The organism is Kitasatospora acidiphila (assembly GCF_006636205.1).
In the GTDB taxonomy this organism is placed as follows: Bacteria; Actinomycetota; Actinomycetes; order Streptomycetales; family Streptomycetaceae; genus Kitasatospora; species Kitasatospora acidiphila.
On the sequence record NZ_VIGB01000003.1, the window covers coordinates 2,444,048 to 2,467,165 of the forward strand.

Below are 23,118 nucleotides of genomic sequence, written 5' to 3' on the forward strand. Positions count from 1 at the left end.
GACTTCGCTGGCCGCCGGCGGCGGGCCCTACCCATCGTCACGCCGCGCACCCGGCCTGACACAGGGCCGACCGGGTCATGGCCCAACGCCTGGGAGAGGGACTTGCGGCCCAGCCGAACCTCCCGCGCACCGCGGGCGGGCCATGACGGGCCACATCGCCGAGGACGAACGGCCCTGAAGCGCGGGGCCTGTCGGCCCGCGCGCCCGCGGCGGCGCCAGCGGAGGCTGGCGGCACCCCCTGCCGACCGTGGCAGGGGCGGCCTCAGCGAGCGAACGGAACGCGACATGATCGACAGTGGGCGTCAGACGAAGGCCTACCTGGTCGGCGGCGGGATCGCCGCCCTGGCCGCCGCGGCCTTCCTGATCCGCGACGGCGACGTACCCGGCGAGAACATCCACATCCTGGAGCAGCTCCCGCTCCCGGGCGGCGCCCTCGACGGCGGAGGCTCACCGGAGCAGGCATACGTGACGCGCGGCGGGCGGATGCTGGAGGACGAGGCGTACACCTGCCTGTGGAACCTGCTGGACACGATCCCCACCCTGGACGACCCGAAGGTCTCTGTCCGCCAGGAGATCACCGACTTCAACCGGGCATGGCCGACCGACGCCAAAGCCCGGCTGATCGACCGCGACCACCGGATCGTCGACGCCGCCCGCCTCGGCCTCGACGCGCACGACCGCATCGAGCTGACCCGTCTGCTGGTGCTGCCCGAATCGGTCATCGGCGCGCGCCGGATCGACGAGTTCTTCTCCGAGCATTTCTTCACCACGAACTTCTGGGCGATGTGGCGGACCACATTCGCGTTCCAGAACTGGCACAGCGCGATCGAGCTCAAGCGCTACCTGCTGCGGTTCCTCCAGGAGTTCCCGCGCATCCACACCCTGGCCGGGGTGCGCCGCACCCGTCTCAACCAGTACGACTCGATCGTGCGGCCGCTCACCGCGTGGCTGCTTGAGCACGGGGTGCGTTTCGAGCACGGCGTCACCGTCACCGATGTCGACTTCACCGAGCACGACGGCATCCGCCGCGCAAGGCGCCTGCACCTCGACCGCGAGGGCTGCCGCGAGGAGGTCGAACTCGCCGACCTCGACCTCGCGTTCATCACGCTCGGCTCGATGACCGCCGATGCCTCCTACGGCGATGACCGCACCGCGCCCGGGCTGGTCCGCGACAAGCGCGACGGCAGCTGGACGCTCTGGGAGACCCTCGCGCGCAAGGCGCCGGACTTCGGCCGGCCCGCCGTCTTCAATGGCAGCATCCCCGAGGCCGCCTGGGAGTCCTTCACCCTCACCATGCGCAGCCCGGCGCTGCTGAGGCGGATCGAGGAGTTCAGCGGCAACGCCGCGGGCACGGGCGCCCTGATGACCTTCAAGGACTCGCCCTGGCTGCTGTCGATCGTCGTCCCCCGCCCGCCGCACTTCGACGGCCAGCCGGACGACGTGTTCACCCTGTGGGGCTACGGCCTGTTCACCGGCACCCCCGGCGAGTACACCGGCAAGGCCATGGCCGAGTCCGCCGGGCAGGAGATCCTCACCGAACTCCTCGGCCAGCTCGGCTTCGAGGACATCGCCGACGAGGTCCGCGCCACCACGACCGTCACCACCGTGATGATGCCCTACATCACCAGCCAGTTCGCGCCGCGCACGGTGCACGACCGCCCGCGCGTGATCCCGCACGGCGCCCGCAACTTCGCCTTCCTCGGCCAGTACGTCGAGATCCCCGAGGACGTCGTCTTCACCGTCGAGTACTCCGTACGCGGCGCCATGCACGCCGTCTACCAGCTGCTCGGCCTCAAACTGCCCATCCCGCCGGTCCACCACGCGCTGGCCGAACCCGCCACGGCCCTGCGGGCCCTGCGGACCGCCTTCGCGTGAACGCAGCCAGGCCGCCGGTACAGGACCATCGGGCCGTGCCCGGGGCACCGGCCGGCCCTGGTCCCACAGCCCGCGCCCACGAAGACTGACCCGACACGATCACGCATCCCGCATACTCCAGTGCAAAGAGGATTCACCCATGACCGACTACCTGCTCGCCGCGATCGACGGCTCGGCACAGAGCATCGCCGCGGCCCGCTGGGCGGCCGCCGAGGCCGCCCGCCACGACCTTGCGCTGCGCCTGGTCCACGCCCAGACCTGGCTCGACGACCTCCACACCGACCCCGGCCAGCCGGCTGACGTCCGCGCCCTGACCACGCGCATGCTCTCCGACGCCCAGCAGGCGATCCGGATCACCCATCCGAGCCTGGAGATCCGCGCCGAGCTGATCGGGGGCGGCGAACCGGTCGACGTGCTGGTCGACGCGGCCGGCGACGCTCGTATGCTGGTCCTCGGCTCCCGCGGGCTCGGCGGCTTCGGCGGACTCATGGTCGGCTCCATCGGTCTGGCCGTCGCCGCCCGCAGCGAGGTCCCCACCGTGCTGGTCCGCTCCGGTGAGGCTGAGCACACCGCCCGGCCCGACGGACCCGAGGTGGTCGTCGGCGTCGATACCCGCGAGCCCACCGCGGACGTCCTCGACTTCGCCTTCCGTCAGGCCGCCCGGCGCGGCGCGGCGCTACGGGCCGTGCACGGCTGGACGCCGCCGCCGGTGTGGGGCTACGCCGGCTGGGTGCCCCCGCAGCCCGAGGCCGAGCAGTTCCGGGCGATCGAGGACGAACTCCTCACGCTGGCGATGATTGGCTGGCAGGAGAAGTATCCCGAGGTCGCGGTGGTCCAGGATTGCCGGATCGGCAGCGGTGCGGCGGCCCTGGTCGACGCCTGTGCCGACGCGGACCTCCTCGTGGTGGGCCGCCGGCGCCGCCCGCACCACCACGCCGGCATGCGACTCGGTCCGGTCGCCCACGCCGTACTCCATCACGCGCAGGCACCGGTCGCCGTCGTCCCGCACGACTGACCCGCCCACCACATCGAGGGTGGTGGACTCCGGCAAGCCCGGACGTCCACCACCCTCTTCGCATGTCCCGGCCTGCACCGGTCTTCTGACGGCGTTCCCCGGCCCCGGCAACCGACGGTGATCCGCCCCCTCGCGATCCGCGCCGACCCCCGACGGACACGGGCCTGCCCCAGCCGAGGCCGCAGCGGCGTTGCTCCTCAGGGAGAGCGGAGCTGCACCGCCGACGCACGCGAAAGCAGCGCGCCGACCGACGAGGCCGGACCACCGGGCGACTGCGCCGACCAGGTCGCGCAGCGGGAACGCGAAAGCCGGGGACGGCCCCACACCGTCCCCGGCTCCGCACTTCGTGCCCGGCCGGACCCCCACGGCCGCCGGGCCTGACCCGCGCCCCCTACAGCACGGGAGTGATGACGCCGTAGTGGCCGTCGTAGCGGTGGTACAGCACGTTGCCCCGGTCGGTGGCGGCGTCGGTGAAGAACACGAACGGCAGGCCGCTCAGGTCCAGGCACGCGACCGCGTCGGCCACGGCGAGCCGCGGCACGGCGAGCGTGCTCACCGGCAGCCCGGGCACCGGTTCGGCCTGCGGGGCGGCGGTGGCCAGTCGGTACCCGTCATCGGACGGGTCGCGGTGGACCACGCTGTCGACGCCGCTCGCCGCGTCGGTGAAGAGGTGGAAGTCGTAGTCCATGGCTTCCAGTTCGAACACCGCCTCCCAGGGCGTCTGCCGCGCCAGGCTGTAGGACTTGTGCCGCACGATCCGCCGCTCCTGCCCACTGCGGGCGTGGCGCTGCGGGCGGTGCTCGTGCCGGGCGCCGTCCGGCAGGCCGACCGGTGCGGTCGCGTGGTGGCGGTGGTGCTCCCGGTGGCCGCGGACGCGGGCTATCCGGGCGTTCAGGCGGTCCTGGAGCAGGTCGACGGCCTCCTGCATGGTGGCGGCGGCCACGTGGGCCCGCACCGGCCTGCCGTTCAGGTCCACGACGGCTTGGGCGAGCGAGGGCTTGGCCATCGCGTGGTTGGGCTCCTGGGTGAGCTTGACCCGGGCGGCGACGACCGGCTCGTCGAGGCGCCCCAGCACGGCGAGGATCTTCGTCCGGGCGTAGTCGGGGGCGGCCAGGGTGACCTCACCGCGGGTCTCGACCAGGACATCGGTGGCCGGCGCGGTCTGCAGACGGTTCATCACAGTTCCCTTTCCTGGTGGGTTCAGACTGCCGCGTGCGGTGCGGCCTGGCCGTGGGCCGAAGGTCCCGCCGGCAGGGCCGCAGGTCCCCGGTGACCCGGTGCGGGCAGTGCGCGGATGGTCGTGCCGGTGGTGCCGAGGAGCGCGCCGAGGGCGTCGTCCAGCGGGCCGATGGCGGCGAGGTTGCCCGTCCGTTCGGCGAACTCGGCGGCGGCCTCGACCTTGGGGCGCATCGAGCCCGCGGGCAGGTCCAGCTCGTGCAGCCGGCCGGGGGTGACAGTGGTGAGCGGGCCGGGGTGGGCCGCGCCGAAGCGGGTGAACACGTGGGTGACGTCGGTGAGGATCAACAGGGCGTCGGCGTCAAGCTGTTCGGCGAGCAGGGCGGCGGTGCGGTCCTTGTCGACCACGGCCTCCACACCCCGCACCTGGCCGGTGTCCGGGTTGTGGACGACCGGGATGCCGCCGCCGCCGGCGGCGATCACGACGGCTCCGGTCGCCAGCAGGGCGCGGATGGCGGGCACCTCCGTGATCGCCTTCGGCAAGGGCAAGGGGACCGTGCGGCGCAGGTGGTCGCCGTCGCGGGCACAGGTCCAGCCGCGGTCGAGCTCCATCATCTTGGCCTGATGGTCGGTGAGTTGGCCGCCGATGAACTTGTCGGGGTGCTTGAAGGCGGGATCGTGGGGGTCGACCTCGGTGTGGGTGACCAGGGCGTTGACGGCGCGGCCGGGCAGGCGGCCGGTGAGTTCGCGGGCGAGCAGGGTGCCGATCATGCCCTGGGTCTGCGCGCCGAGGACGTCCAGCGGGTAGGGGACGGTCAGGACCGGGTCGCTCTCGCTCTCGACGGCGAGCAGGCCGATCTGCGGCCCGTTGCCGTGGGTGATCACGAGTTCGTGTCCGGCGAGGACGAGTTCGGCCAGTGAGCGGGCGGCGTCATGGATGTGGTGCTGCTGGACGGCGGCGTCGGGGTGTTCGCCCCGCTGGAGCAGGGCGTTTCCGCCGAGGGCGGCGACGATGCGCATGATCAGTCCCTCCCGAGGGTGGCGACGAGGATCGCCTTGATGGTGTGCATGCGGTTCTGCGCCTGGGTGAAGACCAGGGAGGCGGGCGACTCGAAGACCTCGTCGGTGACCTCCAGGCCCTCCAGGCCGTGTTCGGCGGCGAGTTCGGCTCCGAGGTCGGTGCGCCGGTCGTGCAGGGCCGGCAGGCAGTGCAGGAGGGCGGTGTCCGGGTTGCCGGTGGCGGCCATGATCTCGGCGTTGATCTGGTACGGGAGCAGCAGGTCGATGCGCTCCTTCCACCGGTCGTGGTCCTCGCCCATCGAGACCCAGACGTCGGTGTACAGGTAGTCGGCACCGCGCACGGCGTCCTCGACCTGGTCGGTGAGGGTGAAACGGGCGCCGCTGTCCTGTCCGAGCAGTAGGCATTCGGAGACCAGCAGCGGGTCGGGCCACAGCTCGCGCGGGGCGGCGATCCGCACGTCCATGCCGAGCAGGCTGCCCATCACCATCAGGGAGTTGGCGGTGTTGTTGCGGGCGTCGCCCAGGTAGCAGAAGGAGATCTGCTCCAGCGGCTTGCGGCTGTGCTCGCGCATGGTGAACACGTCGCACAGGCTCTGGGTCGGGTGGCACTCGTCGGTCAGGCCGTTGTAGACCGGCACGCCGGCGTGCGCCGCAAGCTCGGTGACGGTGTCCTGCGCGAAGCCGCGGTACTCGATGCCGTCGTACATCCGCCCCAGCACCCGGGCGGTGTCGGCCACCGACTCCTTGTGGCCGATGTGGGAACTGTCGGGGCCGAGGTAGGTGGTGGTGGCGCCCTGGTCGGCGGCGGCGACTTCGAAGGCGCAGCGGGTACGGGTGGAGTTCTTCTCGAAGATCAGCGCGAGGCGCCGGCCCGTGAGGCGCCGACGCTCGGTACCGGCCGCGCTGGCGGCCTTGAGGTCGGCGGCGAGGTCGAGCAGGTGGTGGATCTCGGCAGTGGTGAAGTCGAGCTCGCGCAGGTAGTGGCGGCCGTGCAGGTTGGCGGTCATGGCGGGGTTCCTCCTGGGGGGATTGCTAGTTGGCGGGGTCGCGCTGAATGGGGCAGCTCATGCAGCGCGGGCCTCCGCGGCCGCGGCCCAGCTCGGAGCCGGCGATGGTGACGATCTCGATGCCCTGCTTGCGCAGGTAGGTGTTGGTGGTGGTGTTGCGCTCGTAGCCGACCACCACGCCGGGTGAGAGGGCGAGGAAGTTACTGCCGTCGTCCCACTGCTCGCGCTCGGCGGCGCGCACATCCTGCTCTGCGGACAGGAGGCGGACCTTGTCCAGACCGAGCGCCTCGGCGAGGGAGGCGGCGAGGTCGCTGTCGGCGGTGACGTCGAAGCCGGAGGGGAGCTCGGAGGAGGGGGTGAGGGTCCAGGACCGCAGCCGGTCGGCCAGGCCCGGATAGACGGCGAAGGTGTCGCGGTCGATCATCGTCATGACCGTGTCCAGGTGCATGAACGCGCGGCTCTCCGGAAGCCGCACCGCGATCAGCCGGTGCGCGGTGTTGGTCAGGAACAGCTGCTGGGCAAGGGCTTCGACGGCCTGGGCGGTGGTGCGCTCGCCCATCCCGACCATGGCCACGCCCGGTGCCAGGACGTGGACGTCGCCGCCCTCCAGGCTCAGACCGGGAGCCGTGGTGGTGCCGTCGAGCAGCGGGGGCGCCGTCTCGGTGAACAGCGGGTGGAAGCGGTAGATCGCGGCGGTGTGCAAGGTCTCCCGGCGGCGGGCGGGCCTGGCCATCGGGTTGAGGCTGTACCGCCCGCCGATCCAGCAGGAGTTGTCGCGGGGGAAGAGGTGGTTGGGCAGGGGCGGCAGCGCGAAGTCCTGCTCGCCGAGCGTGTGCCAGGCCAGGCTGTGCGGGTTGCGCAGCGGCAGGTCGGTCTTGAGGACGCCACCGATCAGGTACTCGGCCAGGCTCTGGCCGTCAAGTTGCAGGCACAGCTCGCGGACCGGCTCCACCAGGGCGGAGCCGACGGTGGCCGGGGTGACGACCTGGCCGAGCAGCCAGGCCCTGGCAGGTGCGAGGTCGAGCGTCTGGGCGAGCAGGTCGGCGTAGTGGTGGACGCGCACGCCGTGGTCGCGCAGCACCTGGGCGAAGGCGTCGTGCTCCTCACGGGCCCGCTTGGCCCACAGGATGTCGTCGAAGAGCAGGTCGTCGACGTTGCGCGGGGTCAGCCGGGACAGTTCCAGGCCCGGGCGGTGCAGGATCACCTGGCGCAGGCGGCCCGCCTCGGATTCGACACGCAGGGTGGACATGGGAGTGCTCCTCGGGAGTTCAGTGCTGGTGACGCGCGGTCAGGGCGCGGAGCAGGATGGTCGGCAGGCCCACCGGGTGGGCGGTGCGGGCCGCCTTCGGCAGGTGCGCCGCGGTGGGGACTGCGGGTTCGACCTCGGCGGGTCCGGTCGTGGCTGCGGTCCGGGCCGCGACGTTGGGGCGCTTCAGCCAGATGTAGACGGGGATGCCGAGCAGGATGGTGAACAGGCCGTAGTAGACGGTCTGGTAGCCGCTGCCCTGGATCGACCAGTACGAGAAGACCAGGGCGAGCAGCGCGACGATGACGTAGCGGGCGAAGCGCCGCCGCTCCAGCTCCTGACGGCCGCGCACCACCAGCCAGTACAGCTGCGCGGCGGCCGAGACCAGGTAGGGGATGACGGCGGTGAGCACGCTGAGCAGCACGATCTCGGTGAAGACCTTGGTGAACCGGGTGTAGCTGACCACGGTCAGCACCGAGGCCAGGACGGTGGCCGAGACGATGCCGAAGGCCGGTACCTCGCTCCGGCCCCGGGTGCCGGTGAAGGCGGCGGGGAAGAGCCCGTCGCGGGCGGCGGCCAGCGGCATCTCGGCACAGATGAGGGTCCAGCCGTTCAGTGCGCCGAGGCCGGAGATGATCGCCGCGGCGGCGACCAGGTTGCCGGCCCAGTGGCCGCCCGCAATGTTGTTCATGGCGTCGGTGAACGGCGCGGTGGAGGAGCCGAGTTGGGCGTGCGGGACGGTGCCGAAGACGGCCAGGGTGCCGAGCAGGTAGATCGCGGCGCAGGCCAGCGTGCCGTACACGGTGGCCCGCGGCACGTTCCGCTTCGGCTCCCGCACCCGGCCGGCCGCCACCGAGGCGGTCTCCAGCCCGATGTAGCTGAACAGCGCGATCGCCCCGGCCGCCGACACGGCGCCCAGCGCCGAGCCGCCGCTCGCGTTGAAGGCGCCGAAGCTCCCTGCCTTGACGAAGAGCAGGCCGGCAGTGGCCATGAACGCCAGCGGAAGGAACTTCAGCACCGTGGTCACCACCTGGAAGGCGCCGATGTTGCGCACCCCGGTCAGATTGACGATCGCCGGAAGCCACAGGCCCGCCAGTGCGATCCCGATCGAACCCCAGGTGTGATGGCCCTTGTTGACGAACACCTCGACGTAGCCGACCCAGGCGACCGCGATGGCCGCGTTCCCGGCCCAGGCGGTGATCCAGTACGACCAGGCGGTCAGGAACCCGGCGAACTCGCCGAACGCCTCCCGGGCGTAGACGTACGGTCCGCCACTGCCCGGCACCCGCTGCGACAACCGCCCGAAGACCATCGCCAGTGCCAGCGCGCCGATCGTCACCAGCACGAACGCCACCAGCGCGATCGGCCCGTAGGGCGCGAGCGCGGACGGCAGCGCGAACACCCCGGTACCGATGATGCTGCCGACCACCAGCGCGGTCGCGGCGGGCAGCCCGAAGCCGCTGCCCGCTCCTCTGGTTCCGTCAGCCGCCTTGCCCTGCTGTGGTCTTCCGCGACCGTGTGCGGACATCTGGTGCTCCTCTGCGATGCGCTCCGGGGAGACGGACACCGGTGCGTCCGTCGCTCACGGTGACGATCCTGCGGTCGCGACCAGCGGTCACCCCAGGGACCATCGGGCCCTGATCACGGCGCCACCGGTCCCCTCCCCACGCCCCACTGGTCCCGGCGGTCCCAGCTGTCCGGGGGTCCGGCGCGACCAGGGACCACTGGCCCACCCCTAGGCCCCCTCGGTCCCTGGGCCCGGCCGGATCGCCACCGACAGAGTTCTCCCAGCGAAGGACCGAGCAGAGGCCCCGACCGCGGACCAGCCGGCGCCCCTGGAGGAGAGCACTGATGACCCACCATGTCCTGACCGGGATCGACGGATCCCCGAACAGCGAGAGCGCGGCCTCCTGGGCCGCCGGGGAAGCCCAACGCCGCGGTGCTGCGCTACGGCTGCTGCACGCCTGGCCCTGGCTCAGCCCCCAGGACGCCGAGGACACCGGCGACTTCCGGCCCGGCGACCTGCGCCCGGCCGCGCTGCGGGCGCTGTCCCAGTGCGCCGAGCGCATCCGCCAGGACTACCCCGGACTCGTCATCGAGACCACCGTGATCGGAGACGACCCGGTCGACGCGCTGGTCAAGGCGGCCGAAGGCCAGGAACTACTCGTGCTCGGCTCACGCGGCCTCGGCGGCTTCGCCGGCCTGCTGACCGGCTCGGTCGCATTGGCGGTGGCGGCTCGCGTCAACATCCCGGCGGTCCTGGTCCGGGCCGACCGGCCCGCCTCGCCTCACAACGGCACGGTGTCCCGGGGCGAGGTCGTCGTCGGGGTCGACACCCGTCAACCCGGCTCCGCCGTGGTCGACTTCGCGTTCGCCGAGGCCGCCCGGCGTGGTGCGCGCCTTCGGGCCGTCCACGGCTGGGATCCGGTGCCGCTGTGGGCCGCCACCGGCTGGGTGCCGCCACGCTCTGAGATCGCCGCGCGGGAGGCCGCCGTGAAGCGCCTGCTCACCGAATCGCTCGCCGCGGGGCGCGCGGCTCATCCGGATGTCCCGCTCGTCGTCGAGGTCCGGCACGGCAGCGCGGCCAGCGCCGTCGTCGCCGCCGGTGAAGGCGCCGACCTGGTCGTCGTCGGCCGCCACGACCGCCACCACCCCCTAGGCATGCGGCTCGGTCCCGTCGCCCACGCCGTGCTCCACCACGCCGCCGCCCCGGTCGCGGTGATCCCGCACATCTGAGTCCGCCCCATCCGCTCCCAGCCGCTCATCCATCACCGAAGGGCAGTCCGATCATGACCCGCACACCCCGCCCCCGTCCCATCCGCCCGTGGCGCCGCGGCCTGCGCCGGGCGCTCGGCGCCGAACGCAACGAGCTGGCCCGGCCGGAGGACCGGGCCCGCAGCCGAGCCGGGCTCCTCGCCGCCGTGGCCACCGCTCTGGCCCTCGTGCTCGGTGCTGGCGCCGCGTGGACCGACTTCGACTCGGCCGAGTACCGCGTCGCTGCGGCGGCAACCCGCCTGCACCACCTGGACGCCGTCCTGCTCACCTCGACCGGCACCACGACCAACAGAACCGACACCGCGGCCTCCCGATACCAAGCCACCGCCACCTGGACGTACCCCGCGGGGCAACAGCAGACCGGCACCGTGGGCGTCAGCCGACAGGCGGGGGCGGGCTCCACCGTCGGCGTCTGGGTCGCCGACAGCGGGAGCCTGAGCGCCGCCCCGGCCAGCACCGCCGACCTGGTCTCCGATGCTGTCATCGTTGGCCTGCTCGCCGTGGGCGTCCTGTTCGTCCTCATCGCTAGTGGCCTGGGCCTGCGTCTGCGATCGCTGGACCAGCGTGCCGACGCTGCCTGGCAGCGCGCCTGGTCGGAGCTGGAACCCGTGTGGACCGGACGGGCCTCCCGCCGGCGCGGCACCGACGGCCCCCGGCCCAGCTGAATCCGGCCTCCCTCCGACCGACCCTCACGTTCCGCCCCGGCCCACGCCCCCGCAGGAAGGACAGCTCCATGGTGACGCCCGTGACCCTCGACAACGAGCTCGGCCAGGTACTCATCGCCGCGGCAGGCGCCGCGCCCTCCCTGCACAACTGCCAGCCGTGGCGGTTCCGTCTCGACCGCACCACGCGCACCGTTTTCGTGCACGCGTTACCGCAGCGCGCCCCGATGCTCACCGATCCGGAGACCCGAGGCGTGCACATCTCGGTCGGCGCCGCGCTCACCAACCTCCAGGCCGCCGCTGTCCACCTCGGCTGGGAACCCGTCGTGCGCCTGCTGCCCCGGCCCGATCAGCCCGGCCTGCTGGCCACCGTGCGTCTCGCCGGGTCACCCCGTGCGGCCTTGCTGCGCCGTCCCGACCTCTACCAGGCCATCTGGCGCCGACGAAGCAGCCGCCTGCCGTTCTCCGCCGAGCCGGTACCCGCCGCGGTCCTCGCTGAACTGGCCGAAGCCGCCCGGCTCGACGGCGCCGACCTGCACCGGCAGGGCCCCTGCGAGCGCCGTACCCTGCTCGACCTCACTGCACGTGCCGAGCGCCGAAACCTCCGCCACCCCGGCCGGCATGCCGAGAACCTGGCCGCCCTCGCCGCCCCCGGCAGCCACGTCGGCATCCCCGCCTACGCGCTCGGCCCCCAGGATTCCACCGGCGTGGTGCCGTTGCGCACCTTCGCCGGCCCCACCGATGGACTGGCCCGGGAGCGCGCCGCGTTCGAGGCCGACCCCCAGTTGCTCATGCTCACTACCCGGCACGACCGCCGGGCCGACTGGCTGCGCGCCGGCCAGGCGCTCCAGCACGTCCTGCTCCTGCTCACCCTGCACGGCCTGCGCGCCTCGATGCTGCACCAGGCCCTGGAATGGCCGGACCTGCGTGCGCAGATGGCTGACCCGGAACACGGCCGCTGCGCCCCGCAGATGCTGCTGCGTATCGGGTACGGACCGGCCGGCTGTCCCACCCCCCGACTCCGTGCCGAGCTGCCGGAGGCGGACGGCCAGGCCCTCGCGGCGTCCCCGTTGGTCGGCTCCGCTCGCCCGTGAGCGGGAGAATAGGGCCGTCCGGCCCTATCGCGCGCGCCGCAGCGGCAGGCAGACTGCCCGACGATCCCACTCGTCCCGTTCCGGCGGCGGGTCCAGCAGGTACGGAGAAGTGATGGCAGACAGCACGGCGGACCGGGCGAGTGGCCCGGTGAAGGTGTTCCTGCTCGACGACCACGAGGTGGTCCGCCGCGGCGTGCACGACCTACTGGACGCGGAACCCGACCTGACCGTGGTCGGCGAGGCCGCAACGGTCGAGCAGGCACTCGCCCGCGTCCCCGCGCTGCGCCCCGACGTGGCGATCCTCGACATGCGGCTGCCGGACGGCGACGGCGTGACCGTCTGCCGCGAGCTGCGCTCCCGCATGCCGGAACTCGCCTGCCTGATCCTCACCTCCTTCGACGACGAGGAGGCCCTGCTCGACTCCATCATGGCTGGCGCCGCCGGCTACGTCCTCAAGCAGATCAGCGGCACCGACCTCGTCTCCGCGGTGCGCACGGTCGCTGCCGGGCAATCCATGCTCGACCCCGGCGCCACCACCCGCCTGATGGCCCGCCTGCGCGGCGACACCGCCCCGCCCGCCTCCGACCTCCCCCAGCTCACCGACCGCGAGCGGGAGATCCTCGCCCTGATCGGCGAAGGCTTGACCAACCGCCAGATCGGCCAGCGCCTCTACCTCGCCGAGAAGACCGTCAAGAACCACATCTCCCGTCTGCTTGCCAAGCTCGGCGTGGAACGCCGGGTCCAGGCCGCCGTCATCGCCACCCAGGCCTTGGCCGCCCATGACCAGGCGTCCGGCCGGCGCGTCCACTGACAACTGCCACCGGCGGTCGGACCGCCCGGCCACCGGCCGGGGGACCAACGGCCTCTCCCGCCTCCGTCGGCACCGGACGACCATCGATGCCATGACACCTGACACCGCGCCGCTCGATGAGCGACACTGTCTGCACCTGCTGGCCGGGGCACCGGTCGGGCGCGTCGTCTACACCGTCGGCGCTCTGCCCGCTGTCCTGCCGACCCGCTACCGCCTCGACGATGACGGCAGCGTGGTGCTGCAGGCCACCGCCGGCTCCGAGTTCCTCCGCGCGGTCGCGGGGGCACTCGTCGCCTTCCAAGCCGACGAGATCGACACAGCCGACGGCAGCGGCTGGAGCGTCACCATCCTCGGCACGGCCGAGACCACCGGGCAAGGTGCTGCCACTCGGGCCCCGGCTGCACTGCCCGCTGGCCAGGTGACTATCCGGATCCACCCCGAGTGGGTAACCGGCCACCTCCTGCCCGCCGCCCTCGCCGCGCACGGCTGACACCGAGAACGCGCGGCCGCGATCCCGGGGCAGCGGTCAGCCCTCCAACGGCACCACCCAGACGAGCCGGGCCCCGCCCTCGGGCGGACTCGACACTTCCAGCGCCCCGCCCAGGCTCTCGGCACGGTCCGCCAGGTTGCGCAGCCCACTGCGCCGCCCCTGCTCCGGGATGCCGACGCCGTTGTCCTGCACGGTCAGCACCACCTCGGCTCCAGTCGCCCGCAACACCACCTCCACCCGGCCGGCCTTCGCGTGCCGGGCCGTATTGCTCAGCGCCTCGCCCAGCACCGCCACCACGTGATCAGCCACCTGGCCCGGAACATCCGTGTCGAGCAGACCCTCCATGCTCAGCCTCGGTGCGAAGCCCAGCGCCGCCTGCGCCTCCTCGACTACCCGCACCACCCGCGAACGCAGCCCCTGAGCCACCGAATCCTCGCGCGCCCTCAGACCGAAGATCGTCGAACGGATGATCTTGATCGTCTCGTCCAGATCACCGACCGCCCGCAGCACCCGGTCCGAAGCTCCAGGGTGCTCGATGAACCGGGCCGCGCTCTGCAACGTCATCCCGGTCGCGAACAACCGCTGGATGGCCAGGTCATGCAGGTCACGGGCGATTCGGTCGCGGTCCTCCAGCATCGCCAGTTGCTCAGCGTCCCGGCGCCGGTCCGCCAGCTCCAGGGCCAGCGCGGCCTGGTCGGCGAACCCGAGGAGCGGGCCGATCTCGCGCTCGGTGAAGGCCCGCTCCGCTGTCCGCCTGGCCAGCAGCAGCACCCCTTCGCTCTGCCCGTCCGCCCGGCCCAGCGGCACAGCCACCGCCGGCCCCAGGCCGGAGAACCGGCGCGGCCCGCCGGTCAGCCGGGGGTCCACCGCCAGATCCAGTGTCGTGACCGGGGAACCAAGGCTGAACGCCTCCCCCGACAGCGTCCCGGTCAGCGGCAGGTGGATCCCCGACCGCGCGGACGGGTCGCCCCCCAGGGCCAGCTCGACCCGCAGCCCCTCGCCATCGCCGTCGCGCACTGACAGGTCGACCAGCTCGGCACCGGTGATCTCCAGTGCCCGCCGCGCGATCAGCTCCATCACCTCGCCGCGCGTGGCACCCGACAGCAGGCCCCGGGTGATCTCCGCGCTCGCGCTCAGCCACCGCTGCTGGCTCTGCGCCTCCTCGTAGAGGCGCGCGTTGTCGATCGCCACCCCTGCGGCCACGGCCAGCGTCGCGATCACCGACTCGTCGTCGGCGTCGAACTGCTCCCCGTTCCTCTTGTCCGTCAGGTAGAGGTTGCCGAACACCTCCTCCCGCACCCTCACCGGCACCCCGAGGAAGGTCCGCATCACCGGGTGGTGCGCCGGGCAGCCGTGCGAGGCCGGGTGGGCGGCCAGGTCCTCCAGCCGCAGCGCCTCCGGGTAGTGGATCAGCTCGCCGAGGATCCCCTTGCCGGTCGGGTAGGGCCCGATCCGGCCGATCTCCTCCTCGTCCAGACCCACGGTCAGGAACTGGGACAACGACTCGCCGTCCGGACCGATCACCCCCAGCGCCGCGTACCGGGCGTCCACCAGCACCGCGGCAGCCTCCACGATCCGCCGCAGCACCTGCGTCAGGTCCAGCTCCCGGCCCACCGACAGCACCGCCTCCAGCAGGCTGTGCACCCGGTCGCGGGTACCCCGGGCCGCGTCGATCCGCGCCTGCAACTCCTCCAGCAGCTCGTCCAACCGCAGCTGCGGGATCCGCGACCGCACCTCGTCCCCGCCCACGCGAGCCTCCTCGTCTCCGGCCACCGACCGCTCGATTCTGGCAGACGCCCGTCCGGACGTGACAGTGGCCGGGCTTCGCCCCTTCGCGGCCACCAGCGAAAGTCCGCAGGTCACGAAGCACATCCACGGCTATCGGGTACGGCGGCTGCGAGCACCGCCGGCGTCCGGCAGCGGCCCACACCGATGTCAGTGCCCGTAGGCCCGCACACCAGGGACCACCGGTCCTCGGCACGGCGCCCCTGCCTCCGGTTCCCTGGTGACTTGCAGCCGCGGAACGCACAGCATCGGGAGGGCCGGAGATGACCAGCGGACGGAAGTACGCAAGGCAGGCAGCCTACGCAACGCGGTCGACGAAACGGCCAGAGCCGGGAGGCCAGGCCCCGACCTGGCACCTGCCCCGGTCACGGCGACTGGCTGCCGAGGCGGTGGGCACCTTCTTCCTCGTCCTGGTCGCCGCGGGCAGCGGCGTCGCCGCTGCCCTCTCGCACAGCGCCGTCGGACCCGCAGCCACCGCGGTCGCCCCCGGAGCGATGGTCCTGGCCCTGGTGTACACGCTCGGCGAGACTTCGGGTGCCCACCTCAACCCGGCCGTCACACTGGCCTTCGCCGCCCGCCGCGACTTCCCGTGGCGCTGGGTCCCCGGCTACCTGCTGGCCCAGTGCACAGGCGCGATCGCGGCTGCCGGACTGCTCCGGGCCCTGTTCGGCACGGCCGGCGATCTCGGTGTCAGTGTCCCAAGGGCCGGGGTGGGCGACAGCACGGCGCTCGTTCTGGAGGTCGTCCTCACCCTGGGCCTCGTCACCGTCATCCTCGGCACCGCCTCGGGTGCGCGGAACATCGGACACAACGCAGCCATCGCCGTGGGCTGCTACGTCGCGCTGGCCGGCCTGTGGTCGGGCCCCCTGGGCGGAGCCTCGATGAACCCCGCACGGAGCCTTGCCCCGCCCTGGTCTCCGGGCATCCCGGCCACCTCTGGGCCTACCTGGTCGGCCCCCTCCTCGGCGCGCTGCTGGCCGTTCCGCTGGCCTGGCTGCTGCGCGGCGCGCCATCCTCCGCCGCCGCCCTCGCCGCCCGCGGCGGCGCTGATGACGGCTCCCGGACTCTCATTCCGGTCGCGCCTAGCGGCAAGGAAGCACGCTAGAGCACAGCGAGGGCTGGCGCCGCGAGGAGGAACGCAAGCACCTCGCCCCCAGTCAAGTGCTTCAAGTAGTGTCGCCAGCCAGGATCTGACGGTCCTGGCCTCATTGCTGCCTCAACTACTCTCGAATCTTGGCAAGTTGGAGACATTGCGCATGCACAGCACCCACAGGGAGACAACTCGGCACCAGGTGCCATTGGCGTTCATTTCGTTCGTGGATGTCCGCTTCCGCCCATGGGCGCTCACCGACGCCCACCGATCCCGGTCCCCAAATGGTCCCCAGGCCCATCAGGCCCCTCCGATAACCGTCAGTAGCTACAATCTGACGACAGTTCAGACGTCACGGTCCGCAGTCATCCGAAATGGCTCCAGCAGGACCAGCGCAGAACACCTTGCTGCCCCAGCCGGTGGGCGCGGATCGAGGTCGATTACCCATCAGCTACGGATCGTGACCTTCCAAGCGGTGTGTTGCCTTGAGCGTGTCCTACCTGGCCGGTCCCGCTATGCCTCGCGCCCTGCCCTGCACGCTCTGCCGGAACACCCCACCTCACCGCCAACCTTGGACACAGAACCACCCACTCCAAAGAGGAGCGCATGGCGCAGCGTACGACCAGAGGCCGGGTCTACCGGCGGTGCGGTTGTCAGGACGAGAACAGGAAGCAGCTGGGCCCCTGGTGCCCGCGGCTGATCGCGGATACCAAGCACGGGAAGTGGACGTACGCCGTCGACCTCGCGCGTGAGGACGGTCGGCGTCGTGTGCGTCGTCGTGGCGGGTTCGCTACCCGTGTCGAGGCGGCTCGGGAGATGGCGGCGGTGCTGGACGGTGAGCTGCGCGGGGTGTACGAGGACCGGCGCACCACCGTGGCGAGCTACCTGCGGGAGTGGCTGGCCGCGGTGAATCCGTCCCGCCCAAGCCCCGCGCCGCCGAACGCACCTGCTGGACCCCCGACGAGGCCGCGGCGTTCCTGCGGCACACCGCCGCCAGCATCATGATCGCCATGGGCATCCCCATCGCCGTCGTCTCCAAGACCTTGCGCCACACCACCCTCGCCATCACCATCAACCTCTACGGCCACCTCCTCAAAGACTCCGCCGACGAAGCCGTCAAGGCGTTGTCCTCGGCCCTGGATCACGCCGACGCCAAGCGCTGCAACCCCACCCTCATCGCCGGCTCCGATACGGGCGAACTGCCTGCAGCGGCATAGGGCACTGCCTGCTGCAAACGGACGCTGGCTGCTCGGGCCCTGCCGTGCCTCGCGGCCGTCCACGTCCGGGAAGCCCCACCGGGCTAGGAATAACTTGCACCGCATATTCGCTCCAGCGCATACTGGGGCCATGGCATGGGAAGTCTCACTGGAGAGCGAGGTCGAGGAGTGACTCCTGGACCTCGCGCAGCACCACCCGCAGACCGCCGACGAGGTCGTGGCCGCCATCGACAAGCTCGAGCAGGACGGCCCTACCCTCGGCCGGCCGCTGGTGGACCGTATCCACAGCTCCAGGCACCACAACATGAAGGAGCTCCGGCCGCGGACGACAGGGCCCGGAGAGATCCGCATCCTGTTCGCCTTCGACCCTGAGCGCCAGGCCATCATCCTGGTTGCGGGCGACAAGGCCGGAGCGTGGCGGGAGTGGTACGAGATCAACGTCCCCATCGCCGACGAACGCTTCAGCAGGCACCTGAAGGCCATCGAGGAGGGCAAGCCATGAAGTCGTGGAAGGACGTACGACCCAACGTCGTCACCGACCCGCAACGCGTCGCCGCACATCGGGAGAAGCTCGACGCCGAGGTTCGCGCCTACCGCCTCGCAGAGATCCGCCGCGAGCAGGACCTCACCCAGGCCGAGGTCGCCGAGATCATCGGCATCACGCAGCCCAACGTATCCCGCCTGGAGAGCGGCGCCCTCGACACCGCGGCCCTGGCCACCATCCGCGCCTACGTCGAGGCGCTCGGCGGCCAGCTGCGCATGGTCGCCGACTTCGGCGACCGCACCCTCACCATCGGCTGATGCCGGCGTCGCCGGTTCCTTGTCGTACGAGGCGGCAGACAGCCGCGATCACGCGTATGGGTCACGTAGCGGTCGGGGCGCACGTGCTCCGCGCGTGATCTCCTGTGGTAGGTACGGGCGGGCGGTGTAGTAACGGCCCTGGGCCTCACCTTCGGCTGTGAGCGAGCCTGCGCGTACCAGTTCCGGGATGTCGCGCTGGGCCTGCTGCTCGCTGAGCTCGGCATCGGCCTGGCAGGTGGCCCGGCGTACGCGGTTGCCCATGGCTGCCGGGTAGAGGGCGAAGAACATGCGGTCGGGCCAGCCGCGCTGCTCGACGGCCTTGTCGAGGGCGCTCCAGACCTCGCGGGTGGTGTTCGCCTGGCGCTCGACCGTCTGGGCCTGCTGATGGTGGGCACGCTGGCGAGCGCACCCCGGGCAGGGTGTTCCGCTGGGGGTCCAGACGGGGCCGCCGATCTCGGCGAACAGCAGGTGGAAGGCCGTGTCGAGCGCCTTCGACACGGCCTTCCACGTGTGTCCTACCGCCGGTCGGGTGTCGGCCGATCAGCCCAACACCCGACCTCCGGCGCCGATCGACTGAGGTGCACCTGGTCGCGAGGGACCTGGGACATGTCCTCTCGATCTGGTTGTCGCGGTTCTATGAGGAGACTGCGGGGAGGCTGGTGTGCTCCTTCTCCAGCAGGGCGGTGATGTGGCGGTGCAGGCCCTGGACGCTTTCGGCGCTGGCCTCGGCGACGATGGCGCGCTGGGCGGGGGTGAACGGGGAGTCGGGGCTGTAGAGGGTGCGGCGGGTGAAGCTGGTGGTGCCGTCGCCGTCCTCGGTGAGCTGGTACTGCAGGCCCGCGCCGAGGCGGTCGTCGATGAGGAGGGAGGACTTGGCGTACTCCTGGTGGACGACTCGCCAGTAGAGGTGCTGTTCGCTGCCGTCCTCGAGGATGCCGTACTCGTAGATCACATCGTCGACGCGGTAGGGGCGTTCGGTGACGCCGCCGACGCCGTGGCTGGCGACGTGCCACTCGGGCCAGAAGCGGGCCTGCGTGACGAGGTCGAAAACGAACCTGGCGGGGGCCTTGAAGGTGACGGTGTTGCTGTCGCCTGCGGTCCAGTCGTTGTACTCGGTGCTCATGTCGGAACCTCCTTGAACGAGCCTGTGCTCTCAAAACGAGAGTACAAGCGATATGGCAGTACTTGCAAAATGTGTATATTCGTTCGAGGGACCGGAAGGGGTGCGGCAGCGATGGAAGACGAACGACGGCCGGGACGGCAGGTGTCGGTCCAGGAGGTACTCGCGCGTGCGGGCGACGTGCGGGAGGCCTTCGACACCATTGCCAACACCTGGTCGCTACTCATCCTGCTCGCGCTGCGTGACGGCACGCTGCGCTACAACGAACTCAAGCGCACGGTGGGCGGCGTCAGCGAGCGCAGGCTGTCGCAGACGTTGAAGGTGCTCGAGCGCGACGGGGTCGTGGACCGGAAGCTGGTGCGCTCCATCCCGTCCCACGTCGAATACAGCCTCACCCCGACAGGCGAGGTGGTCGTCGACTCACTCGGTGAGCTGTTGTCCACGATCATCGAATTCTCGCCACAGGTCGCAGCCGCACGGCGGCGTTACGACGAGAAGCAGGCTCAGGCCCAGGAGAACCCGGAGCGGTGAACCAGAGTCGCGTGCTGGGCACCGGCTGCCTGGGCCCGAAGGCCGCCCGGCTGTACCTGTGAATCAGACGCCCAAGTCCTTCACGCTGAGCCCGGACCGGTGCAGCGTCTCCACCCGGATCGCGAACCACAGCTCCCCCTGACCACCAGCGAGGCCCGGGGGGCCTATCACCCGCGACCCGGCGCGCCTCCGCGTGCCTCGCCGATGGTCCCAACCGGGTGAACGTCAGGGAACGAAGGCCTGCTCGGTCCAGATGGTCTTACCGGTGGGGGTGTAGCGGGTGCCCCAGGCCTCGGCCAGCTGGGCGATCATGAACAGGCCGCGGCCGCCTTCGTCAGTGCGCTGACGATGAGCTCGGTCACGAAGACGATCTCGCCCGCGTTCCAGCTCGTGAGTCGGTCGGTCGCCAGGGCGCGCGCGTGGGCGACGGCGGAGGGTTCGGCGGGCAGATCCCAGGTGGCGACCCGGTCATGGGGCAGCCGACAGTCAACGCATGTCCCCGACCACACCGGGTGACTCCGCTTCCTGAAGGAACGTCCCTCACGTACGGAGAGGTACCGATGAATGACACCGCGACCGGGGCCCAGTCGACCGCGTCCGAATCAGGATCCGAGCGCCCCGCGTTCCGCGCCCGAACGGTGCCCGAGAACGCCGGCAACAGACCGCCCGCCGCGGTCTGGCTCGGGTTGTGCGCGATCCTGGACTGGGGCGGCCGCTCGCGCGGCGGCGTGCTCGTTCGGCCGGCGCGAGAACTGGCCTGCTGGGGCGCGTCGTGTCCGATCGCGCGTCGCGACGCGGGCCAAGCAGACGCGACCGCCCCGGACGGAGGTCATTCGGCTGATGAGCGGCATCGAGCACGAGTCGGCGGGAGCGCGGGACACGACCGAGGGCCGCGTCTACACCGTCACTGGCAGCGACTGGGGCGAGGTCATCGGCGACGCGCAGCGACAGAAACGGGCGGACGACGAGCGGATCATCGTCAACATGGGTCCGCAGCACCCGTCCACCCACGGTGTGCTGCGCCTGGTCCTGGAGATCGACGGCGAGACGGTGAGACAGGCCCGTTGCGGTATCGGGTACCTGCACACCGGCATCGAGAAGAACATGGAGTTCCGCAACTGGGTCCAGGGCACCACCTTCGTGACCCGCATGGACTACCTGATGCCGCTGTTCAACGAGACCGTCTACTGCCTGGCGGTGGAGAAGCTGCTCGGGATCACCGAGCAGATCCCCGAGCGGGCGAGCGTGATCCGGGTGCTGATGATGGAGCTCAACCGGATCTCCTCGCACCTGGTGGGGCTGGCTGCCGGCGGGATGGAGATCGGCTCCACCACGCTGATGGTCTACGGCTTCCGGGACCGCGAGGTCATCCTCGACATCTTCGAGCTGGTGACGGGCCTGCGGATGAACCACGGCTACGTCCGGCCGGGCGGCCTGGCCCAGGACCTGCCCCCGGGTGCGCTGGACCTGATCCGCGAGGGCGTGAAGCTGCTGCGCTCGCGGATGCACGAGTACGACAAGCTGGCAACCGACAACCCGGCCTTCAAGGCCCGGCTGGTCGACGTCGGTTTCCTCGACCTGGCCGGCTGCCTGGCGCTGGGCGCCACCGGCCCGATCCTGCGGGCCACCGGCCTGCCGCACGACCTGCGCAAGTCGGACCCCTACTGCGGCTACGAGAACTACGAGTTCGAGGTCGCGGTGGCCGACACCGCGGACTCCTACGGCCGGTTCCTGATCCGCCTGGAAGAGATACGCCAGTCGCTGCGGATCGTCGAGCAGTGCCTGGACCGGCTGGCCCCCGGCCCGATCATGGTGGCCGACAAGAAGATCGCCTGGCCCGCCCAACTGGCCATCGGCCCGGACGGGTTGGGCAACTCGCTCGACCACATCCGAAAGATCATGGGCGAGTCCATGGAGGCCCTGATCCACCACTTCAAGCTGGTCACGGAGGGCTTCCGCGTCCCGCCGGGGCAGGTCTACGCGGCGGTCGAGTCCGCCAGGGATGAGCTGGGCGCGCACGTCGTCTCCGACGGCGGCACGCGGCCGTACCGGGTGCACTTCCGCGACCCGAGCTTCACCAACCTGCAGGCGATGGCCGCGATGTGCGAGGGCGGGCAGGTCGCGGACGTCATCGTCGCGGTGGCGAGCATCGACCCGGTCATGGGAGGCGTGGACCGGTAAGAGCTGTCGCACCGCAGACGTGCCACTGGGCGGGCTGGAAGCAGGTGCGACGGCGAAGCCGGCGGGAACTGGTCGCGCAGGTCGGCTTCACCGAGTGGACTCCGCGCCGGACAGCTGCGGCCCCGCGCTACCTCAGCCTGCGCGACGCAACGCTCCATGAAGGTGCGAAAGTGGCGGCTTAGCAGAAGGAGGCGGCCGGATCACCATAGAAGGTCGTGCCGGACGGGCCTCATCCGTTACGCCACCTTGTCTCCCTCCGGTAGTTGATACCGACGATCCGGCCCGCTTCCCAACTGCCCAAGCCGTGCTGTACGAGCAGACGGTGAGCGCGTCGCTCGGCCCCTTGACCTGGAGCTGACGATCCTGGTTTCTTTGCTACCTCAACTAGCCCTGCATCTCCGCGAGTTGGAGTCGTCGAGCATGCGTCACAACGATCCTGGGGCAACTCGGCGCGAGGTGCCATTGGCGCTCATTTCCTCGCTGATGTCCGGTTCCACCCAGGAGCGCTCAGTGATGCCTACCGATCCCGGTCCCCAAATGGTCCCCAGGCCCGTCAGGCCCCTCCGATAACCCTCAGTAGCTACAATCTGACGGCCCCTCAGGCATCACGGTTCACTGTTGTCCAAGGGGGCTCCAGCAAGACCGGTGCGGGCCGCCCTGCTGCCTCACCTGGTGGGCGCGGATCAAGGTCGAGGGCCTGCTGCCCGCCTTCGAGATTGCGGTGAGCAGGGTCGCGGTGACACGTCGGGTGAACATGGGCCGGGGTTTTCTTGTCTACGAGGGGCGTCGAGCCGCGCCCGGCTCGACGCCGGCGGGCACGACGAGGGGGAGGAGCGCGTGCTACGCGACGATCCGCGTGACCGCGCCGGCCCCTACTGTGCGACCAGCCTGCCGGAGCCGGAACTCCGTCCCCTCCTCAAGGGCGACCGCGACCTCCAGTGTCGCTGTCACCCGCGCGGTGTCACCGGGTTTGACGGCGTCGATGCCGACTGGGGGCTGTGTCAGGACTCGCAGGTGTCGGTCACGGCCGTGGCCCACGCGCTGGGGTTCTCGTCCTCGCAGCGGTTCGCCACCATCTTCCGCCGCTACCAGGGCGTTTCGCCCACGGGGGCCAGGACCGCGCCCGACGCTCCCGTCAACTCGGCCTGAATTTACGGCGGAGGAAGGGGAACGCGCGGCTCCGAGCCCGTCCCTAGCCTCGCACGCATGCCGCGGATCCTCC

The 23,118-nt window shown here is 71.2% G+C and carries 23 protein-coding genes and 2 pseudogenes; 15 read left to right on the forward strand and 10 right to left on the reverse strand.

The genetic code is table 11. The features are described from left to right. Positions 1-285: 285 nt before the first annotated feature. Complete coding sequence (locus E6W39_RS11745) at positions 286-1,875, forward strand: oleate hydratase (protein WP_141633496.1); 1,590 nt, start codon at positions 286-288, stop codon at positions 1,873-1,875. A 139-nt stretch (positions 1,876-2,014) separates the two neighbouring features. Continuing rightward, entirely contained in the window at positions 2,015-2,890 is an 876-nt protein-coding gene (locus E6W39_RS11750) for a universal stress protein (protein ID WP_141633497.1), read from the forward strand. 391 nt (positions 2,891-3,281) lie between these two features. Here the strand turns inward: E6W39_RS11750 and E6W39_RS11755 are convergent, their stop codons facing one another. From E6W39_RS11755 to E6W39_RS11775, 5 genes are read right to left on the reverse strand one after another with little or no spacing between them, the layout of a single operon-like run. Beyond that, on the reverse strand, positions 3,282-4,067 hold the full coding sequence (locus E6W39_RS11755; protein WP_141633498.1) for a ribosome hibernation promotion factor: 786 nt from the start codon (positions 4,065-4,067) through the stop codon (positions 3,282-3,284). A gap of 23 nt (positions 4,068-4,090) precedes the next feature. Further along, positions 4,091-5,086, reverse strand: a complete 996-nt coding sequence (locus E6W39_RS11760; RefSeq protein WP_141633499.1) for a carbamate kinase — start codon at positions 5,084-5,086, stop codon at positions 4,091-4,093. Between the two features lie 2 nt (positions 5,087-5,088). Further along, positions 5,089-6,093: an ornithine carbamoyltransferase gene (gene argF / locus E6W39_RS11765; protein ID WP_141633500.1), complete on the reverse strand. Its 1,005-nt coding sequence runs from the start codon at positions 6,091-6,093 to the stop codon at positions 5,089-5,091. 25 nt (positions 6,094-6,118) lie between these two features. Beyond that, on the reverse strand, positions 6,119-7,342 hold the full coding sequence (locus E6W39_RS11770; protein ID WP_141633501.1) for an arginine deiminase: 1,224 nt from the start codon (positions 7,340-7,342) through the stop codon (positions 6,119-6,121). A gap of 19 nt (positions 7,343-7,361) precedes the next feature. After that, complete coding sequence (locus E6W39_RS11775) at positions 7,362-8,768, reverse strand: amino acid permease (RefSeq protein WP_407658611.1); 1,407 nt, start codon at positions 8,766-8,768, stop codon at positions 7,362-7,364. Between the two features lie 422 nt (positions 8,769-9,190). Between E6W39_RS11775 and E6W39_RS11780 the strand changes: the two genes are divergently transcribed. From E6W39_RS11780 to E6W39_RS11800, 5 genes are all read left to right on the forward strand, one after another. Then, complete coding sequence (locus E6W39_RS11780) at positions 9,191-10,075, forward strand: universal stress protein (RefSeq protein WP_141633503.1); 885 nt, start codon at positions 9,191-9,193, stop codon at positions 10,073-10,075. 53 nt (positions 10,076-10,128) lie between these two features. Then, complete coding sequence (locus tag E6W39_RS11785) at positions 10,129-10,779, forward strand: Rv1733c family protein (protein WP_141633504.1); 651 nt, start codon at positions 10,129-10,131, stop codon at positions 10,777-10,779. Between the two features lie 68 nt (positions 10,780-10,847). Beyond that, positions 10,848-11,870: an Acg family FMN-binding oxidoreductase gene (locus E6W39_RS11790; protein WP_141633505.1), complete on the forward strand. Its 1,023-nt coding sequence runs from the start codon at positions 10,848-10,850 to the stop codon at positions 11,868-11,870. 112 nt (positions 11,871-11,982) lie between these two features. Next, positions 11,983-12,681: a response regulator gene (locus E6W39_RS11795; RefSeq protein ID WP_141633506.1), complete on the forward strand. Its 699-nt coding sequence runs from the start codon at positions 11,983-11,985 to the stop codon at positions 12,679-12,681. A gap of 91 nt (positions 12,682-12,772) precedes the next feature. After that, on the forward strand, positions 12,773-13,171 hold the full coding sequence (locus E6W39_RS11800; RefSeq protein WP_141633507.1) for a pyridoxamine 5'-phosphate oxidase family protein: 399 nt from the start codon (positions 12,773-12,775) through the stop codon (positions 13,169-13,171). Between the two features lie 36 nt (positions 13,172-13,207). Here E6W39_RS11800 and E6W39_RS11805 read toward each other — a convergent pair whose 3' ends face one another. Then, positions 13,208-14,920, reverse strand: coding sequence for a sensor histidine kinase (locus E6W39_RS11805; RefSeq protein WP_228718103.1), 1,713 nt, complete (start codon positions 14,918-14,920; stop codon positions 13,208-13,210). 299 nt (positions 14,921-15,219) lie between these two features. On the opposite strand from E6W39_RS11805, the pseudogene E6W39_RS44115 reads away from it, so the two are divergent. The 5 genes and pseudogenes from E6W39_RS44115 to E6W39_RS11825 all read left to right on the forward strand — a co-directional run. After that, positions 15,220-15,804, forward strand: a pseudogene (locus tag E6W39_RS44115) (MIP/aquaporin family protein); the annotation flags it as partial. 5 nt (positions 15,805-15,809) lie between these two features. Then, the gene (locus E6W39_RS41425; protein ID WP_228718104.1) at positions 15,810-16,061 is read left to right on the forward strand and encodes a hypothetical protein; all 252 of its coding nucleotides are present in this window, start codon (positions 15,810-15,812) and stop codon (positions 16,059-16,061) included. A gap of 878 nt (positions 16,062-16,939) precedes the next feature. Beyond that, positions 16,940-17,263, forward strand: coding sequence for a site-specific integrase (locus tag E6W39_RS11815; protein WP_141633510.1), 324 nt, complete (start codon positions 16,940-16,942; stop codon positions 17,261-17,263). Between the two features lie 175 nt (positions 17,264-17,438). Then, positions 17,439-17,765 (forward strand): type II toxin-antitoxin system RelE/ParE family toxin, encoded by a 327-nt coding sequence (locus E6W39_RS11820; protein ID WP_220140359.1) that lies wholly within the window; start codon positions 17,439-17,441, stop codon positions 17,763-17,765. After that, positions 17,762-18,064, forward strand: coding sequence for an XRE family transcriptional regulator (locus E6W39_RS11825; RefSeq protein ID WP_141633511.1), 303 nt, complete (start codon positions 17,762-17,764; stop codon positions 18,062-18,064). Before E6W39_RS11820 ends, E6W39_RS11825 begins: the two co-directional genes overlap by 4 nt. 48 nt (positions 18,065-18,112) lie before the next feature. Here E6W39_RS11825 and E6W39_RS11830 read toward each other — a convergent pair whose 3' ends face one another. Continuing rightward, on the reverse strand, positions 18,113-18,562 hold the full coding sequence (locus E6W39_RS11830) for a hypothetical protein (protein ID WP_141633512.1): 450 nt from the start codon (positions 18,560-18,562) through the stop codon (positions 18,113-18,115). Positions 18,563-18,698: 136 nt separating this feature from the next. Continuing rightward, complete coding sequence (locus E6W39_RS11835; protein WP_141633513.1) at positions 18,699-19,187, reverse strand: SRPBCC family protein; 489 nt, start codon at positions 19,185-19,187, stop codon at positions 18,699-18,701. 111 nt (positions 19,188-19,298) lie between these two features. Here E6W39_RS11835 and E6W39_RS11840 point away from each other — a divergent pair, with 111 nt between their 5' ends. Continuing rightward, a complete protein-coding gene (locus E6W39_RS11840) occupies positions 19,299-19,715 on the forward strand; it encodes a winged helix-turn-helix transcriptional regulator (RefSeq protein WP_181799222.1) in 417 nt (138 codons plus the stop codon). 225 nt (positions 19,716-19,940) lie between these two features. Here E6W39_RS11840 and E6W39_RS41430 read toward each other — a convergent pair. Next, positions 19,941-20,194, reverse strand: a pseudogene (locus E6W39_RS41430) (ATP-binding protein); the annotation flags it as partial. 361 nt (positions 20,195-20,555) lie between these two features. Between E6W39_RS41430 and E6W39_RS11845 the strand changes: the two are divergent. Beyond that, positions 20,556-21,896: an NADH-quinone oxidoreductase subunit D gene (locus E6W39_RS11845; RefSeq protein ID WP_141633515.1), complete on the forward strand. Its 1,341-nt coding sequence runs from the start codon at positions 20,556-20,558 to the stop codon at positions 21,894-21,896. Between the two features lie 840 nt (positions 21,897-22,736). Here E6W39_RS11845 and E6W39_RS44120 read toward each other — a convergent pair. After that, positions 22,737-22,934, reverse strand: coding sequence for an EF-Tu C-terminal domain-related protein (locus tag E6W39_RS44120; RefSeq protein WP_407658381.1), 198 nt, complete (start codon positions 22,932-22,934; stop codon positions 22,737-22,739). Between E6W39_RS44120 and E6W39_RS40370 the strand changes: the two genes are divergently transcribed. Further along, a complete protein-coding gene (locus E6W39_RS40370; protein WP_220140205.1) occupies positions 22,911-23,045 on the forward strand; it encodes an AraC family transcriptional regulator in 135 nt (44 codons plus the stop codon). The two genes, E6W39_RS44120 and E6W39_RS40370, sit on opposite strands and share 24 nt — an antisense overlap. Positions 23,046-23,118 lie beyond the last annotated feature (73 nt).

Excerpts from the sequence above, each read along its gene's own strand:
- E6W39_RS11745 (WP_141633496.1), top strand. The coding sequence starts at position 286 with ATGATCGACAGTGGGCGTCAGACGAAGGCCTACCTGGTCGGCGGCGGG.
- E6W39_RS11750 (WP_141633497.1), top strand. The coding sequence starts at position 2,015 with ATGACCGACTACCTGCTCGCCGCGATCGACGGCTCGGCACAGAGCATC.
- E6W39_RS11755 (WP_141633498.1), bottom strand. The coding sequence starts at position 4,067 with ATGAACCGTCTGCAGACCGCGCCGGCCACCGATGTCCTGGTCGAGACC.
- E6W39_RS11760 (WP_141633499.1), bottom strand. The coding sequence starts at position 5,086 with ATGCGCATCGTCGCCGCCCTCGGCGGAAACGCCCTGCTCCAGCGGGGC.
- argF (WP_141633500.1), bottom strand. The coding sequence starts at position 6,093 with ATGACCGCCAACCTGCACGGCCGCCACTACCTGCGCGAGCTCGACTTC.
- E6W39_RS11770 (WP_141633501.1), bottom strand. The coding sequence starts at position 7,342 with ATGTCCACCCTGCGTGTCGAATCCGAGGCGGGCCGCCTGCGCCAGGTG.
- E6W39_RS11780 (WP_141633503.1), top strand. The coding sequence starts at position 9,191 with ATGACCCACCATGTCCTGACCGGGATCGACGGATCCCCGAACAGCGAG.
- E6W39_RS11785 (WP_141633504.1), top strand. The coding sequence starts at position 10,129 with ATGACCCGCACACCCCGCCCCCGTCCCATCCGCCCGTGGCGCCGCGGC.
- E6W39_RS11790 (WP_141633505.1), top strand. The coding sequence starts at position 10,848 with ATGGTGACGCCCGTGACCCTCGACAACGAGCTCGGCCAGGTACTCATC.
- E6W39_RS11795 (WP_141633506.1), top strand. The coding sequence starts at position 11,983 with ATGGCAGACAGCACGGCGGACCGGGCGAGTGGCCCGGTGAAGGTGTTC.
- E6W39_RS11800 (WP_141633507.1), top strand. The coding sequence starts at position 12,773 with ATGACACCTGACACCGCGCCGCTCGATGAGCGACACTGTCTGCACCTG.
- E6W39_RS11825 (WP_141633511.1), top strand. The coding sequence starts at position 17,762 with ATGAAGTCGTGGAAGGACGTACGACCCAACGTCGTCACCGACCCGCAA.
- E6W39_RS11835 (WP_141633513.1), bottom strand. The coding sequence starts at position 19,187 with ATGAGCACCGAGTACAACGACTGGACCGCAGGCGACAGCAACACCGTC.
- E6W39_RS11840 (WP_181799222.1), top strand. The coding sequence starts at position 19,299 with ATGGAAGACGAACGACGGCCGGGACGGCAGGTGTCGGTCCAGGAGGTA.
- E6W39_RS11845 (WP_141633515.1), top strand. The coding sequence starts at position 20,556 with ATGAGCGGCATCGAGCACGAGTCGGCGGGAGCGCGGGACACGACCGAG.